The organism is Chitinophagales bacterium, from assembly GCA_017303835.1.
Classification (GTDB): domain Bacteria; phylum Bacteroidota; class Bacteroidia; order Chitinophagales; family Chitinophagaceae; genus JAFLBI01.
In genome coordinates this window covers 1471766-1488008 of record JAFLBI010000001.1, presented here as the reverse complement: position 1 = coordinate 1488008, position 16243 = coordinate 1471766, and the positions used below count along the sequence as shown (strand labels likewise).

Below are 16243 nucleotides of genomic sequence, written 5' to 3'. Positions count from 1 at the left end.
GATGGCCATATTAAAAGACATATTGTACAGAGTGCGCCTTCAGGAGGTAATCGGTAGCACACAGCTGGAGATCAAAGCTGTGCATATCGACTCCAGAAAAGTGCAGGCTGGCGATTTGTTTATTGCCATCAAGGGTGTGCAGACAGACGGTCATCAGTTTATTGCTACAGCTATTCAACAGGGTGCTAGCGCGATTGTGTGTGAAAATATGCCTGCTGATAGAGTAGAAGGTGTGGTTTATGTGCAGACTGCCAATGCACAAGAAGCAGCAGCCTATATCGCTACTAATTTTTACCAGCATCCTTCATCGAAAATCAAACTGGTTGGTGTTACTGGTACCAATGGTAAAACCACTATCGCTACAGTATTGTTTAAGTTGTTTTCCAAACTGGGCTATCGTTGCGGTCTTATCAGTACGGTACAAAATCAGATTGGCGATAACATCGTTCCAGCAACACATACTACGCCTGATGCTATTAGTCTGAACGCATTGCTGGCACAAATGGTAGCAGCTGGTTGCAGCCATGTGTTCATGGAATGTAGCAGTCATGCTATACATCAGCATCGCATCACTGGCTTGCAATTTGCCGGAGCCATCTTTAGCAATATCACCCACGATCACCTGGATTACCACAAGACTTTCGATGAGTATATCCGTGTGAAAAAAGCTTTCTTCGATGGCCTGGGTAGTGATGCATTCGCTATCTCGAATGCTGATGATAAGCGTGGTACTGTGATGTTGCAGAATACAAGTGCTAAGACCTATTACTATGCACTGAAAACAGCCGCTGCTTTTAAAGGCAAGATTTTGGATAATGCGTTAACCGGCTTACAAATGCTGGTGAATGAGCAGGAAGTGCATTTCCGTTTGATTGGCGAATTCAATGCCTACAATTTGTTAGCGGTTTATGGTGCTGCGATTTGCTTGGGTGAAGAACGCAATCAAGTATTAACTGTACTCAGCATGCTGAGCGGTGCAGAAGGCAGGTTTGAATACACCATCAGTGCACAGCGCATTGTAGGTATTGTTGACTATGCGCATACACCGGATGCTTTGGAAAATGTGTTGGCTACTATCAAAAAATTACGCAAAGGTCACGAACAAGTAATCACAGTAGTAGGCTGTGGTGGTGATAGAGATAAGACCAAGCGTCCCATCATGGCTCAGGTGGCTTGTGATTTGAGTGATCGTGTGATTTTGACAAGTGATAATCCCAGAACAGAAGATCCGCAGGTGATTCTGCAGGATATGGAAGCTGGATTGAATAGTGCAGCGAAGAGAAAATACATCTCTATTGTGGATAGAAATGAAGCCATTAAAACGGCGGTGAGTCTGGCTGGTCCGGAAGACATTATTCTGGTAGCCGGCAAAGGACATGAGAAGTATCAAGACATCAAGGGTGTGAAGCATCCATTTGATGATAAAGCTGTGCTGGCTGAGCAATTTGAATTACTAGGTAAGTAGGCAACTGCTTATCTAAAAAATATAAACCGTACCCACTATGCTGTACCATTTATTTACATGGTTACACGAGCAATTTAATATCAGCGGAACCGGACTGTTTCAGTACCTGACTTTCCGCATTGCGATGGCGATTTTGTTGTCGCTCTTTATTGCTACTGTATATGGTAAGCGTATCATCAACTTTCTGAAGAACCATCAGATTGGTGAAAGTGTGCGTGATCTTGGCTTGGCCGGTGAACAGCAAAAGAAAGGAACCCCAACGATGGGTGGCGTAATCATCCTGCTGGCGATCATCATTCCAACATTGTTGTTCGCGAATCTGGATAAAGTGTATATCCGCCTCATGTTGCTTTGTACGGTTTGGTTGGGCTTGATTGGTTTTCTGGATGATTATTTCAAAATCAAAGCACGCAAATCAGCACAAGCAAAAGGTGAAGCCTACAAGAAAAAAGACAGTGATGGTTTAGCAGGTATTTCAAAAATCATTGGTCAGGTAGGATTGGGTATCATCATCGGCGCAACATTGTATTTCAATAATTCTGTAACTGTAGAACGTGAGATTATCGGCTCAGCAACTGTAATAGGCGCATTGAAACAAGGTGAGCGTTTGGCAAAAGACAGTAACGTAATCACGCGCCAAATGGATGGTGTGGAAAGAAGTTTTGTAAAAGTAAAAACACCTATCACCACGATTCCATTTGTGAAGAATCATGAATTCAACTACTCTAAGTTGATTTCCTGGATGGGTAATGGTGCAGAGCAATTCACTTGGATTATTTATATCCTGATAGTAGTATTCATTGTTACTGCCGTATCAAATGGTGCCAATATCACAGATGGTTTGGATGGCTTAGCAGCAGGAGTAAGTGCCATCATAGGTGCAGCACTGGGTGTGTTTGTGTACGTGAGTGGTAACTACAAGTTTGCAGATTACCTGAACGTAATGTATATCCCTAACCTGGGTGAACTGTCCATCTTTATCGGTGCGTTTGTAGGTGCTTGTATCGGATTCCTCTGGTACAATGCTTATCCAGCACAGGTATTCATGGGCGATACAGGAAGTCTTGCACTCGGCGGCATCATCGCTTCACTTGCCATCATCGTGCGTAAAGAATTATTGATTCCTATTTTCTGCGGTGTGTTCTTGATTGAAAACCTGAGCGTGATTATTCAGGTGAGCTATTTCAAGTACACCAAGAAAAAATATGGAGAGGGGCGAAGGGTTTTCCTGATGAGTCCGCTCCACCACCATTACCAGAAGAAAGGTTTTCATGAGAGCAAGATTGCTGTGCGTTTCTGGATCATTACCATTCTCTGCGTAGTTGCTTCAATCATGACTTTAAAGATTAGATAAACGTTGGCATACAGACTTGTCATATTAGGTGGAGGTGAAAGCGGCGTAGGTGCTGCACTGCTCGGCAAGCAGCAGGGATACAATGTATTCCTCAGCGATGGCGGCAGTCTGAAGCAGGCGTATCGCGACAAGCTGCAAACCAATGGCATTGCTTTCGAAGAGGGTAAGCATACTGCTGAACTGATTCTGAATGCTGATGAAGTAATGAAGAGTCCAGGCATACCTGAGAAAAATGAATTGGTGAAAGCCATTCGTGCCAAAGGTATTCCTGTGATCAGTGAGATTGAACTGGCGTATCGTTTTAAAGGTGAAAGCAAAATCATCGCCATTACTGGAAGCAATGGTAAAACCACTACGACTTCTTTGATTTATCATATCTGCAAAACAGGCGGACTGGATTGCGCACTCGTAGGCAATATCGGTTACTCTTTTGCAGGCCAGGTGGCAGAAGATCCCAAGCCATGGTATGTGGCTGAGATCAGTTCTTTCCAATTGGATGATATCAAAACCTTCCGTGCAGATGTAGCGGTATTGCTGAATATTACGGAAGATCATCTGGACAGATACGACTATAAGTTCGAGAACTATGTGCACAGCAAGTTCCGCGTTATCGAGAACCAGACCAGCAGCGATTATTTCATCTACTGTGCAGATGATGAAGTGATCACCAAACAATTGTCTCTACTAACAACCCATACTAACCCACTACCATTCTCTATGAAACAAGAAATCAAATCCGGCGGCTACATTAAAGGCGACAAGATGATGATCAGAGTACAGGAAGAACGCGTAAGCATGAGCATTTATGACTTTGCGTTAAAAGGCAAACACAACGGATACAATACCATGGCAGCAGGTATTGCTGCAGCTACCATCGGCATCCGAAAGGAAAAGATCCGCGAAGCGGTAAACAATTTCCATGCACTGGAACACCGAATGGAATTTGTGGCCATGGTACGTGGCGTTGAGTTTGTAAACGATAGCAAAGCAACCAATGTTAACAGCACATGGTATGCGCTGGAAAGCATGAGCAAACCAACAGTGTTGATTCTTGGTGGTGTGGATAAGGGTAATGATTATGAATTGCTCACTGATCTGGCAAAGGAAAAAGTAAAAGCCATTGTTTGTCTGGGTACAGACAACAGCAAGATCATTGCAGCTTTCAAGGATGTGGTGCCGGTGATAGTAGAGACAGATAATGCAAAGAAAGCAGTGAATGCAGCTTTCAAACTGGCAGAGAAAGGTGATGCAGTATTGCTGAGCCCAGCATGTGCCAGCTTCGATCTCTTTAAGAATTATGAAGACAGGGGTACTCAGTTTAAAAATGCGGTGAAAGAACTGTAATTCTTGAAAGCATGCTAGGCAATACAGCAGATAAGCTATTTAGTGAAATCCCCAGCCCACGTGGCGTTCAGCGCGAGCTGATTGGTCGCGCCCGTGGTGACAAATACATCTGGGGTATTGTATTGCTATTGTCATTGATTTCTATTCTGGTGGTATATAGTGCTACAGGATCGCTTGCATATAAAATGTATCGCGGGAATACATCTATCTATTTATTCAAGCAGGTATCTTTTACCATGTTGGGTTTGATGGTGATTTATTTCCTGCACCGCATCAACTATACCATATTTTCTAGGATTGCTGCTTTATTATTCTGGATTTCGATTCCGTTATTGATTTATACCCTCTTCTTTGGAGCGCGTATCAACGAGGGTAGCAGATGGATTAAGTTGCCGGTGATTAACATGACAATCCAGACCAGTGATTTCGCAAAGCTGGCCTTGTTCATGTATATCTCCAGACAGATGAGTAAGCGTCAGGAAACTATCAAGGATTTCAAAAAAGGTTTTCTGCCTGTAATAACACCTGTGATTGTGATTTGTGCCCTCATCATGCCGGCTAACTTATCCAACGCATTGTTAACTGGTGCTACTTCATTGTTACTGATGTTTATCGGTCGAGTGAGTCTGCGTCATATTCTGTTGACGATTGGTCTTGCTTTGATACCAGTAGCATTCATTGTTTCGGTAGCAGTGATGACCTACGATAAAAAACAGGTGGCAACAGATAAATTAGAAACGGCTGAGAAAATGAAATCCGTGGGACGCTTTGGTACTTGGGTGAAGCGTGTACAGGATTTCATGTATGCAAAAGATACGGAAGTGCCTTATCAGGTACAGCAGGCAAAAATTGCCATTGCGAATGGCGGTGTAGTGATGGGGTTGGGGCCTGGTAATAGTCGCCAGCGCAATTACTTGCCACAAGCATATAATGACTTTATTTTCTCGGTGATAATTGAAGAATATGGATTGCTGGGTGCAGCATTTATCATGATTGTATACATCATCTTTTTATTCCGCTGTATCCGCATCTTCAGAAAATGTCCTTATGCATTCGGTGCATTCCTTGCATTGGGTTTAAGCTTCACCATGATCATTCAAGCATTAGCCAATATGGCGGTGAATGTAAACTTGGTGCCTGTTACCGGTGTAACACTGCCGCTGGTGAGCATGGGTGGTAGCTCATACTTATTCATGTGTGCATCCATTGGTATTATACTGAGTGTAGCGCGCAACGTAGAACAGCTGGAAGGTAAAGAGCCTGCTCCTGCAATGGTTTCACCTCAAAATCCTGTGAACAATGGCTAAGATCATTATTGCAGGAGGTGGAACAGGCGGACATATTTTTCCCGCAGTAGCTATTGCCAATGCATTGAAGCAGTTGGAGCCGGCAACAGAGATTTTGTTTGTAGGCGCCAAGGGTAAAATGGAAATGGAAAAAGTGCCTCAGGCGGGTTATCGTATTGTGGGATTGGATATTGCCGGATTTAACCGTGCTTCATTGTTGAGTAATATTGGTTTGCCTTTCAAACTCATCAAGAGTTTCTTTCAAGTAAGAAAAATATTCCAATCTTTTAAACCAGATGCTTGCATTGGCGTGGGTGGTTATTCTACTTTCCCCGTATTGAAGCTGGCACAGCAAAAAGGTATACCTACGTTTATTCACGAATCCAATTCATTCGCAGGAAAGAGTAATATTTTATTAGGCAAGAAAGCAACTAAAGTATTCACGGGCACTTCCAATATGGAGCAGTTCTTTCCTGCAGCAAAAATTCAGGTAACTGGCAATCCGGTTCGCGCAAGTATTGCACATAATAGACCAACTAAACAAACGGCAATTGCCGCTTTTGGTTTGGATGCAAGTAAACCAACCATACTTGCTATCGGAGGTAGTTTGGGTGCGCGCAGTATCAATGCTGCTTTGGCTGCAGGATTGGATGCAATTGAAGCTGCAGGTGTGCAGTTAATCTGGCAAACAGGCAAAACAACAGCTGCACAGTTTAAAGAAAAGGCTGCAGGTAGAAACAATGTATGGTGTGATGCATTCATCAATCAGATGGAGCAAGCATATGCCGCTGCAGATGTGGTCATCAGCAGAGCAGGTGCCATGTCGGTTGCAGAACTCTGTGTGGTAGCCAAGCCTGCCATTTTTGTGCCCTTTCCGCACGCTGCGGAAGATCATCAAACCGTGAATGCCATGCATTTGGTGAACCAAGGTGCAGCATTATTGGTGAAAGATGCAGACGCAGCAACAACACTGGTGTCAACTGTATTGGCTCTTGTGAAGGATGCCGACAAGTGTGCTGCGTTGCAGGCGAACATTGCTCCATTAGCCATTTCAGATGCAGATACTGTTGTTGCTAAAACCATTCTTCAATATTTGAACAAATAAGATGATCAGGCTGAACGATATCAAACATATTTACTTCATCGGCATCGGCGGTATTGGCATGAGTGCACTCGCTCGCTATTTTCATTCACGTGGAGTAGTAGTGCGTGGCTACGATAGAACAGCTACGCCGCTTACAAAAGAGTTGGAAGCTGCGGGAATGGATATTCACTATGAAGACAATATCGCTTTGTTATCGAAAGAAGCTGATGCTGTTGTGTATACACCTGCTATCCCAGCTAATCATACAGAGCTGAATTATTATCGCGACAATGGCTATGTGGTAGCTAAGCGTAGTGATGTGTTGCAATGGATTACCGAAAGCAGTTTCAATGTTTGCATTGGTGGTACGCATGGTAAAACAACCATTACGACCATGACGGCGCACTTGTTGCGTGATACCGGCTTTGGCTGTAATGCTTTTCTCGGTGGTATTGCTGCCAACTACGGCACTAATTTCTGGAGCAGCGATCAGAACAATGTGGTTGTTGAAGCAGATGAATACGATAGAAGTTTCCTGAAACTCTCTCCGGATATTGCTGTCATCACAGCCATGGATCCGGATCATCTGGATATATATGGTACACCTCAAGCAGTAGAAGATGCTTTTGTACAGTTTACACAGAAAGTAAAGTCCGGTGGTTGTTTGATCTATAAGTTCGGATTGAGCAGAGCTGCTGACTTGAAGGCAAGCCATACGTATAGCTATCATCTGAATGATACAAGCGCAGATGTGTATGCACAGAATATTCGTGTGTTTGATGGTGAATACACATTTGATGTGCAGGGCAAGGGGTGGACTTTAACCGATGTAGTGCTCACGATGGGCGGCTTGCACAATATTGAAAATGCACTGGCTGCAATTACGGTTGCCAAGCATTTGCATATTGCTGATGAGCAAATCAAAGCAGCAGTGGCAAATTTTAAAGGTGTGAAGCGTCGCTTTGAATATATCCTGAAGGACGACCGTCATATTCTGATTGATGACTATGCCCATCATCCGGAAGAATTGCGTGCCTTGATTAGTGGTGTGCGCAGTTTATACAAGCAGAAAATCACACTTGTATTTCAACCGCATTTGTTTAGTAGAACAAAAGATCTCTCCACGGAATTTGCAGCAAGTTTGGATATGGCAGATGAAGTAATCCTGTTACCCATCTATCCTGCCAGAGAGTTGCCCATGGAGGGTGTTACCAGTAGTTTGATTCTGGATCAAATGCAGTTAACGCGTAAGCAGATACTTGATAAGGAATCGATGCTGACCTATATAGAAAAGAATCAGCCCGGATTATTGGTGATGGCTGGAGCAGGTGATATTGATGCATTAGTGAACCCAGTAAAACAAGTGTTGCAATAAAATGAATTGGCCATTAATTAAAAAGCGCGCAATACAAACCTTCTGGATACTGAGTGGTATCGGGATGGTGGTATTATTGGGTGCGGCCATGCAACGCAAGCAGGCATTAACCTGTAAAGACATACGTGTGAGCATAGCCGGTGCGGAAGAGCATATGTTCATTGATGAACAGGATGTGTTGAAGCTGATAAAGGAGCAAGGCGTATTTGAGGGTAGAGTGATGGGCAAGGTAGCCCTACGTAGCATTGAAGAAGCTTTGGAGCAAAACCCATGGATCAAGAATGCGGAGCTTTTCTTCGATAATCAGCGTGTGCTGGAAGTAAGTATTGAAGAGCGTCAACCAATTGCCCGTGTATTTACAGCGCAGGGTAATTCATTTTATCTGGATAGTGTGGGTATTCGTTTGCCCTTAAGTGATAAGCTCTCTGCACGTGTACCCATGTTCACTGGCTTCCCATCTGATCTGGAAAAATTATCCAAACCGGATAGTCTCCTGTTGCAGGGTATTTTAAGCATTGGCAATTACATCATGGTCGATAGTTTCTGGCGTGCACAAACGGCTCAGATTGATATCAACAAAGAAGGGCAGTTTGAATTAATTCCTGTTGTGGGTGATCATCGGGTAGTATTGGGTAGTGCTGAAGAGTTGGATGCCAAACTGAATAGACTCTATACTTTTTATCGTCAGGCCTGGTTGCAGAACGGAATCCATCGCTATGAAAAGTTGGATGTGCAGTATAAGGGTCAGGTTGTTGCCGTGAAGCGTGGAACAGCACAGGCCTTACTGGATTCGGCGCAAGCCCGGGCTCAATTGAATGAACTGATGCAACTGAGTTTGGTGCTACCTGCAGATACGGTACAGACTAAGCCGGCTGTAGAAAAGAAAGTAGAGAAGCCTGCTGCAAACAATGCGGCTAAAAAAATAACAGAAAACAAAAAACTTCCTGTAGTAAAAGACAATAAAACTGCCCAACAAAACGCTATTAGTAATGGCAAAGTCGGTGCCAAGGATAAAGCAGCGCCTCCAAAAGAGAAGCCTGCGTCCAAACCACCCACGAAGCCAGTACCCAAAGCCGTGATGCAAAAGCAGTAGTTGAATGAATGCTACGGGTAGGATCGGTCCCTTTGATAACAACTAAAACACGTATACTATGAATCAGCACGAGTCACCAATTATTGTTGGTCTCGACATTGGAACCACAAAGATCGCTGCCATTGCCGGTCGCAAGAACGAATATGGCAAGCTGGAGATCCTTGGTTTCGGACGCGCCAACAGCAATGGCGTTCAGCACGGACAAGTATTGAACATTGATCAAACCATCAAAGCCATTCAACAGGCTTTGCAGAACTGCTACGAAAGCAATCCGGATCTGGACATTAAGGAAGTGTACGTGGGTATTGCCGGCCATCATATCAAGAGCCTGCAGACCCGTGGCGATATGGTACGTCAGGACCCCGAGAACGAAATCCAGCGTTGGGAGATTGATCAGTTGATCGATAATCAGCGTAAAACATTTATTCCTGCAGGTGATCAAATTATTGATGTGATTCCGCAGGATTTTCATGTAGACAATATCCAATACATCAAGGATCCCGTTGGATATAACGGCGTGAAAGTGGGTGCTAATTTCCACATCATTACCGGCGATCGTAACGCCATCCGCAATATCAATCGTGCTGTAGAAAGAAGTGGTCTGCAAACAAAAGACCTCGTACTACAGCCTTTGGCTTCAGCAAGTGCAGTAATGAGTGATATTGATATGGAAGCAGGTGTGGCCATCCTCGATATTGGTGGTGGTACTTCTGATCTGGCTGTATTCTATGAAGGCATCTTAAAGCATACTGCGGTGATTCCTTTCGGTGGTGAAAATATCACCAATGATATTCGCCTTGGTCTGGGTGTATTAAAGAGTCAGGCTGAAGCAATGAAAGTGCAATTTGGTAGCGCTTTGGCCGATGAAGCCAAGTCGAATGCATACATCACCATTCCAGGTTTGAAAGGCATGCCTGCAAAAGAGATCAGCGTGAAGAATCTGGCGCAGATCATTCAGGCAAGAATGGGTGAGATACTAGATTTTGTAACCTATCACCTCAAGCAGGTTGGTCTAGACAGTCGCGCTTTGAATGGTGGTATCATCTTAACTGGTGGTGGTGCTCAGTTGAAGCATTTGATTCAGTTGACTGAGTACACAACCGGACTGAATGCAAGAATTGGTTTGCCAACAGAACACCTGGCACCGAATCATATTGAAGAACTGCGTAAGCCTGTGTATTCAACCTGTCTGGGTTTGATTCTGAAGGGTTACAGCGATTATGAGCATAAGCACAAGCAATTCACACAAACTTTCACCAAAGTGTCTGTACCAAAGACGCTAACAGTGGAAGCGCCTGTTGCTGCAGCACAAGCTGAAGAAACAGTGAGTGTGAAAGAACGCAAACTGCGTTTCTGGGATAAGTTTAAAGACAACCTGATCGATCTCTTCAAGGAAGAAGAAGATCAGGTGATAAAATAATCCCGGATATAGAACGTTGTAATGTATCAGATCCTTTATCCTTCGGAACCCTTTGAATAGCACTAACCCAAAACCGTAACTATGATTCATTTTGATTTGCCAAAGGCAAAATCTTCCATCATCAAAGTCTTAGGCGTTGGTGGTGGCGGAAGCAACGCTGTTAACTTCATGTTTGAAGAACATATTGAAGGCGTTGATTTCATTATCTGTAATACCGATGCCAAGGCGATAGAACAAAGTAAAGTTCCTAACAAAATACAACTCGGCCCACACCTTACACAAGGTTTAGGTGCAGGTGCCAATCCTGAAGTAGGTAAAATGGCTACTGAAGAATCGCTCGAAGAAATCAAGCGTATTCTGGAAGTAAATACCAAGATGGCTTTTATCACTGCCGGTATGGGTGGTGGTACAGGTACAGGTGGTGCACCTATCATTGCACAAATCTGTAAAGACCTGGGCATACTTACCGTTGGTATTGTAACAACACCATTTGGTTTTGAAGGTCCGCGCCGTATGGCACAGGCTGAAGAAGGTATTCGTCAGTTAAAGCCTTATGTAGATACGCTTTTGGTGATCAGTAATGATAAACTGCGTATGCAGTATGGCAACCTGAAGATGAAAGATGCTTTCGGTAAAGCCGATAATGTACTGGCTACTGCAGCCAAGTGTATCACCGATATTATCAATAGCCGCGGTCATATCATCGTTGACTTCGCAGATGTGTGCACTGTTATGAAGAATGGTGGTGTAGCTATACTGGGTAGTGCTGCTGTTGAAGGTGAAGATCGTGCTCAGCGTGCAATTGAAGAAGCATTGACTTCTCCTTTGCTGAATGATAGTGATATCCGCGGTGCCAAGTGGATTCTGGTAAATATCAATAGTGCAGAAGGTGAACATGAGTGCACCATGGATGAACTGGAAACCATCAGCAATTACCTGCGTATGCAAGCTGGTGAACATGCCGATGTAATCATGGGTATGGGCCACGATGCTTCTTTGGATAAAAAGATTGGTATCACTCTTGTTGCTACCGGATTTGAGCACAAAGATCCATTCGATAAAGAGCGTAACATCGTGAAGCCTCGTGAAGAGAAGATCGTGATGACGCTGGATATTGAAGCTGCCAATAAGCCCGTTGCACCAGTAGCAGAAGCACCTGCAGCAGCTACCGCAACACAACAATCACTGCCGCTGGCAGATGCTGATCCGTTTGCGCCACGCTTGGCTGTTCCTGAGTTGGAGCCTGTTATGCAGGAAACACCAATGCCGGTAGAAGCAGAATTGGAACCGGTACAATCAATGGAAGACCTTATGCCTCAGCTGGTGGAAGAAACAACAGAGGTAGCAATAGATACAGTTGTTGAAGAAGAGCCTGAAGTGTTGCGCTTTGAACTGAGCACAGAAATTACAGAAGAAGTGGTGATACCTGCACCTGTAGCAGAAACACCTGTACATATTCCTGCAAGTCCAATCAGAGAAGAACAACCTGTTTGGCAGACCACACCTGCTCCTGCACTAACACCTGCATTAGAAACAGGATTCCTGCGTAAGCCAGCTACGATTTATGCAGAACAAACTCAACAGGAGCCTGTTCGTCAGCAGCCAGCAACACCAAAAGTGGAAGAACCAACTGCACCAATGCCTGTTTTGCAACAGGAAGATGCAGAGATAGAATTGCAATTGGTAGAGAAAGAAGCAAGTCCTGCGCCTGCAATGCAACAGATGAATATGGACAATGGCATATCGCTGGACAATGAAGAAGAGCAGAAGCGTCGTGCTGCTGAGCGTATTCAGAAACTGCGTAATCTCTCCTTCAATATGAATGCTGCTGATCCAAACAATGAATTTGATGCTGTGCCTGCGTATATCCGCAGAAACATGGAATTATTTGGCAGCACCCTTACTTCCGTAGAGAATTTCTACAGTAAATACACAGTAAGTAAGGACGAGAATGATCAAACACAGATTTCTACAATCAATACGTTTTTAGACGGCAAAAAGCCGGATTAAGCTCGATTCTTTTGCTTGCTATTTCGTGTATTTTTTAAAAGGTGATTTTAGTTGTTAGCCTCCCGTTGCAGAACGGGAGGTTTTTTTATAACCTTTGTATACTCAAGACTGTTAATATAACATGGCAACTTATTTGATTTCCGGAGGAACGGGCCTGGTGGGCACAAGACTGAGTAAGCAATTGCTGGAAGCAGGGCATGAAGTGATCATTCTTACCCGTAAAGCACAAGCTGCAAATGGTAAGCTTCGTTATGCACAATGGGATTTGGCTGAACAAACCATTGATGCAGCTGCTATTCAGTCGGTGGATTATATCATACATCTGGCCGGTGCAGGTGTTGCCGATAAACGCTGGACTGCTGCACGTAAGCAGGAGATTCTGGATAGCAGAACACAGAGTAGTGCTTTGTTGGTGAAAGCGCTAAAGGAAATACCCAATAAAGTGCAGGCAGTAATCAGCGCTTCAGCAATTGGTTGGTATGGACCTGATACTGCTGCTTCATTGCAAAAAGGTTTTTCAGAAGATGCACCTGCTGATAATGCTTATCTGGGTGAAACTTGCAGATTGTGGGAAGAGAGCATTGCACCTGTGGAAGCATTGGGTATTCGTTTAGTGAAATTGCGCATAGGTATTGTACTGGCTACACAAGGCGGTGCGTTAGTAGAATTTAAGAAGCCACTAATGGGTGGCGTAGCTGCCATCCTTGGTAGCGGGCAACAGGTCATCAGCTGGGTGCATATTGATGATCTTTGCGCTATGTTCCGATATGCGGCTGAGCATACAAACATGCATGGTGCATACAATGCGGTAGCAAATCAACCGGTAACCAATAAAGCAATGACATTGGCTTTGGCAAGACAACTCAGAGGTCAGTGGTTTATACCTGTATACGTGCCTGCTTTTGTTTTGAAACTGGTATTGGGTGAAATGAGTATTGAAGTGTTGAAGAGTGCCACTGTCAGCAATAAAAAAATACTGGCAGCGGGTTTTCACTGCCAGTATCCAAATATTGATGCTGCTTTGCAACAGCTCTTTCCAAAATAATCAGAGATCGCGTTTCTTGTAGAGATAGATACATCCCCACCATATAAATGCGGTAAGGATGATGGTGTAAATTGTGTGTTCAGTTACTGCATTAAGTGATTTATCGTATGCTTCCTGATCAATCTTTCCTAAGAATGCAGGAACCGGTAATAAACGATCAGACATTTCCAGCGGGAAAAACTTACCGATGAAATCCAGCTTCTGGTATTTCAGATAAGCTACTGCAGCATTTTCCACAATTACTACGTAGAACATCAGCACACCCAAGGCAATAAAAGCTTTACGTATGATGAATCCTAAAAAGAATGCAACAGATAACTGAGAGAATGTTTGCAGGAAGAATAAAGGAATGTAGTGTAACTGCTCTGCCCATCTGTCGGCATATTTTGAAGTATAGATGCCAAATCCTGTTGCAACCAAAGCACACATGATGGTGGCAACACCTGCAATGATGGCTACATCAATCATCTTGCCTAACATGAATTCCTGACGGCTCATGCCATCGATGATATTCTGACGATGTGTTTTGTACGTGTATTCGTTGGTGATGACCATGATAACCAAAATGGATGGAATCATCACAAACCAAGAGGAGAAATACGCAACTGAGTGCCAGGTTTCAGGAAAAGCAAATGGATTGCCTAGCAATTGTTTGGCCAGTGCACCTGCAACATCTTTTCGTTTGGTGATATCGTTATACACATTGAAAAAGATCAGATTGATGCCAGGATAGGTGAGGGCAACAATGCCAAACATCCACCAGAATGCCGGGTACTTTTTGATCTTTAGCCATTCTATTTTGAGTATATGCAGCATAATGATTAGTTGTTGGTGAGTTCAAAGAATTTAGCTTCCAAACTTTTCTTCTTAGGGGTGAGCAGGTTAATGACAATGCCTTTTTCATGGCAGAATCTGTTGACTGCTTCCAGATCGGCTTTGCCTTGCGGGAAGAATAGTTGCAGTTTATCACCTTCCTCTTTAAAGTGCGTCATCTCGGGCATTTGTTGCACAACAGCAATTAACTGTGCTTTATCGGATGCAGCTACTTCAACGATATCCTCATTCAACAGCACTTCATCTACATGACCTGCAGCTAATAGCTTTCCTTTTTTCAGAATGGCTACGTGTGTACAAACTTTCTCCACTTCGTCCAAGAGGTGACTAGCCATGATGATAGTCTTACCATTGCTGGCTAACTCCTTAATTAGTGCCCTAATCTCAGCAATACCTACTGGGTCAAGTCCGTTTGTGGGTTCATCCAATACCAGCACATCCGGATTACCCAACAACGCAGCACCGATGGCCAGTCTTTGTTTCATACCCAGACTATAGGTACTGAATTTGGATTTCTTGCGCTGGGTGAGCTTTACGATTTCTAATACGGCATCAATTGAGTCGGCATCACCTCTGCCACTGATGTGTTGGGTGATTTTAAGATTATCTGTACCGGACAGATAGTGATAGAAATTGGGTGTTTCCAGCAATGAGCCAATTTTCTTACGCTGATGTGGGTCTGGCGCTTGTTCAAACCAGCGGAAATTACCGGCATCGGCTTTCAGTACATCAAGGATAATGCCCAGCATCGTGGTTTTACCACTGCCATTGGGGCCAAGAATCCCGAAGACACATCCTTTGGGAATGTTGAATGATACATCCTGCAAAGCCTGTATTCTGCCATAAGCTTTGCTGATGTTGTTGAGTTGCAGTATTTGCATGCAATTAATTTTTTTGAATCCACTTTTTGATGGGAGAAAGCAGGTCGCCGTCCTCCTCTGTAATCGTAAATCTATCATCATAATCCCAGACCATGGCCGGAATATGAAGATTGGTCAGAATCTTGGTAAGATCGGTCAGATAGTTATTCTTGGCTTTTCTGGGTGCACCTTTGATTACGCCGAATTCTGTACAAATCAGGGGCATGCCTCTTTGCTGGCATTCCTTGAGGGCGTTACTGATCTTGGCTTCGAGATAAGCAGGGTCAGCTTCGCGATAGTAGCGCTGGTAGTCCTTTTCCATTTGAGCTCCGTCTGGCGCATAATAGAGCTCAGGCATTTTTCTTTTTTTGTATGGGTAGGGAAAGCCAGTGATATAGGTTTTTTCCTTGGTCCACTCTGCGCCCTGATGTGTGAAGATATAGGGCTCATAAAAGTGAAAAGTATAGAGAATCCTGTTGTCGTCTAGTTTACCAAGATGAAGTAACTCGCTGATTCCGTTGTAGTTACTTCCTCCTACGATAAAAATTCGGTTGGGGTCCTCTCTTCTAAGCGGGGGATACATGCTGTTGATCACATATTTCCAGAGCCAAACATCCATGGTGGGTTCGTTATATAGCTCAAAGAATAGATCCTCATAACCGCTACCCTTGAAAAGTCTGGCGAGCTGCGTCCATAGCTGGATCACTCTTGCGGTTTCAGCATCGGTATTGTTGTTCTGAATTTTGCCGTAGTGGTAAACAATGATCAGTTTAAGCTTTTGGGCGATACAGGTTTGGTAGATATTGCCAATTTTAATCAGGAATTCTTCTTTGAAGCGCTGACCATCCTCCAAAAACATGTCGAAGTGTACAGGAAGCCTTACCGTTGAAAACCCTGCGGCTCGAATCGATTCTAGCTTAGGGTTAAGGTCTGCAGCCATGGTTGTTTCATAGGGTGCCCAGTACTTTTCAAAGTGTGAAAGATTGACCCCGGCACCCAGTTTCTCCAGCACATTTTTTAGAGGGTCTTTTGCATGAATTTCTGCGCGAGAATTTATCCACATTGCGGTCAAT

Annotated in this window: 13 protein-coding genes; 10 read left to right on the top strand and 3 right to left on the bottom strand. The window is 43.9% G+C overall.

The features are described 5' to 3' along the window. Position 1 precedes the first annotated feature (1 nt). The 10 genes from J0L83_06855 (at position 2) to J0L83_06810 (ending at position 13476) form a co-directional block, all read left to right on the top strand. Positions 2-1465, top strand: a complete 1464-nt coding sequence (locus J0L83_06855) for a UDP-N-acetylmuramoyl-L-alanyl-D-glutamate--2,6-diaminopimelate ligase (protein MBN8664270.1) — start codon at positions 2-4, stop codon at positions 1463-1465. 37 nt (positions 1466-1502) lie between these two features. Continuing rightward, entirely contained in the window at positions 1503-2819 is a 1317-nt protein-coding gene (locus J0L83_06850) for a phospho-N-acetylmuramoyl-pentapeptide-transferase (GenBank protein MBN8664269.1), read from the top strand. 3 nt (positions 2820-2822) lie between these two features. Then, on the top strand, positions 2823-4163 hold the full coding sequence (murD, locus tag J0L83_06845) for a UDP-N-acetylmuramoyl-L-alanine--D-glutamate ligase (protein ID MBN8664268.1): 1341 nt from the start codon (positions 2823-2825) through the stop codon (positions 4161-4163). Between the two features lie 11 nt (positions 4164-4174). Beyond that, positions 4175-5470 carry an FtsW/RodA/SpoVE family cell cycle protein gene (locus J0L83_06840; GenBank protein ID MBN8664267.1) on the top strand — a complete coding sequence of 432 codons (1296 nt, stop codon included), beginning with the start codon at positions 4175-4177 and terminating at the stop codon, positions 5468-5470. Beyond that, entirely contained in the window at positions 5463-6554 is a 1092-nt protein-coding gene (gene murG / locus J0L83_06835; GenBank protein ID MBN8664266.1) for an undecaprenyldiphospho-muramoylpentapeptide beta-N-acetylglucosaminyltransferase, read from the top strand. The genes J0L83_06840 and murG overlap by 8 nt, the downstream gene beginning before the upstream one ends. A 1-nt stretch (position 6555) precedes the next feature. Further along, entirely contained in the window at positions 6556-7908 is a 1353-nt protein-coding gene (locus J0L83_06830) for a UDP-N-acetylmuramate--L-alanine ligase (GenBank protein MBN8664265.1), read from the top strand. A gap of 1 nt (position 7909) precedes the next feature. Then, on the top strand, positions 7910-9001 hold the full coding sequence (locus tag J0L83_06825) for a hypothetical protein (GenBank protein MBN8664264.1): 1092 nt from the start codon (positions 7910-7912) through the stop codon (positions 8999-9001). A gap of 58 nt (positions 9002-9059) precedes the next feature. Then, positions 9060-10421 (top strand): cell division protein FtsA, encoded by a 1362-nt coding sequence (gene ftsA / locus J0L83_06820; GenBank protein MBN8664263.1) that lies wholly within the window; start codon positions 9060-9062, stop codon positions 10419-10421. Positions 10422-10502: 81 nt separating this feature from the next. After that, positions 10503-12431, top strand: a complete 1929-nt coding sequence (gene ftsZ / locus J0L83_06815) for a cell division protein FtsZ (GenBank protein ID MBN8664262.1) — start codon at positions 10503-10505, stop codon at positions 12429-12431. A 121-nt stretch (positions 12432-12552) separates the two neighbouring features. Further along, on the top strand, positions 12553-13476 hold the full coding sequence (locus J0L83_06810; GenBank protein MBN8664261.1) for a TIGR01777 family oxidoreductase: 924 nt from the start codon (positions 12553-12555) through the stop codon (positions 13474-13476). Here J0L83_06810 and J0L83_06805 read toward each other — a convergent pair whose 3' ends face one another. From J0L83_06805 to J0L83_06795, 3 genes are read right to left on the bottom strand one after another with little or no spacing between them, the layout of a single operon-like run. Next, positions 13477-14292, bottom strand: coding sequence for an ABC transporter permease (locus J0L83_06805; GenBank protein ID MBN8664260.1), 816 nt, complete (start codon positions 14290-14292; stop codon positions 13477-13479). 5 nt (positions 14293-14297) lie between these two features. Then, on the bottom strand, positions 14298-15191 hold the full coding sequence (locus tag J0L83_06800) for an ATP-binding cassette domain-containing protein (protein MBN8664259.1): 894 nt from the start codon (positions 15189-15191) through the stop codon (positions 14298-14300). A gap of 4 nt (positions 15192-15195) precedes the next feature. Beyond that, complete coding sequence (locus J0L83_06795; protein MBN8664258.1) at positions 15196-16233, bottom strand: cellulase family glycosylhydrolase; 1038 nt, start codon at positions 16231-16233, stop codon at positions 15196-15198. Positions 16234-16243: the final 10 nt, after the last annotated feature.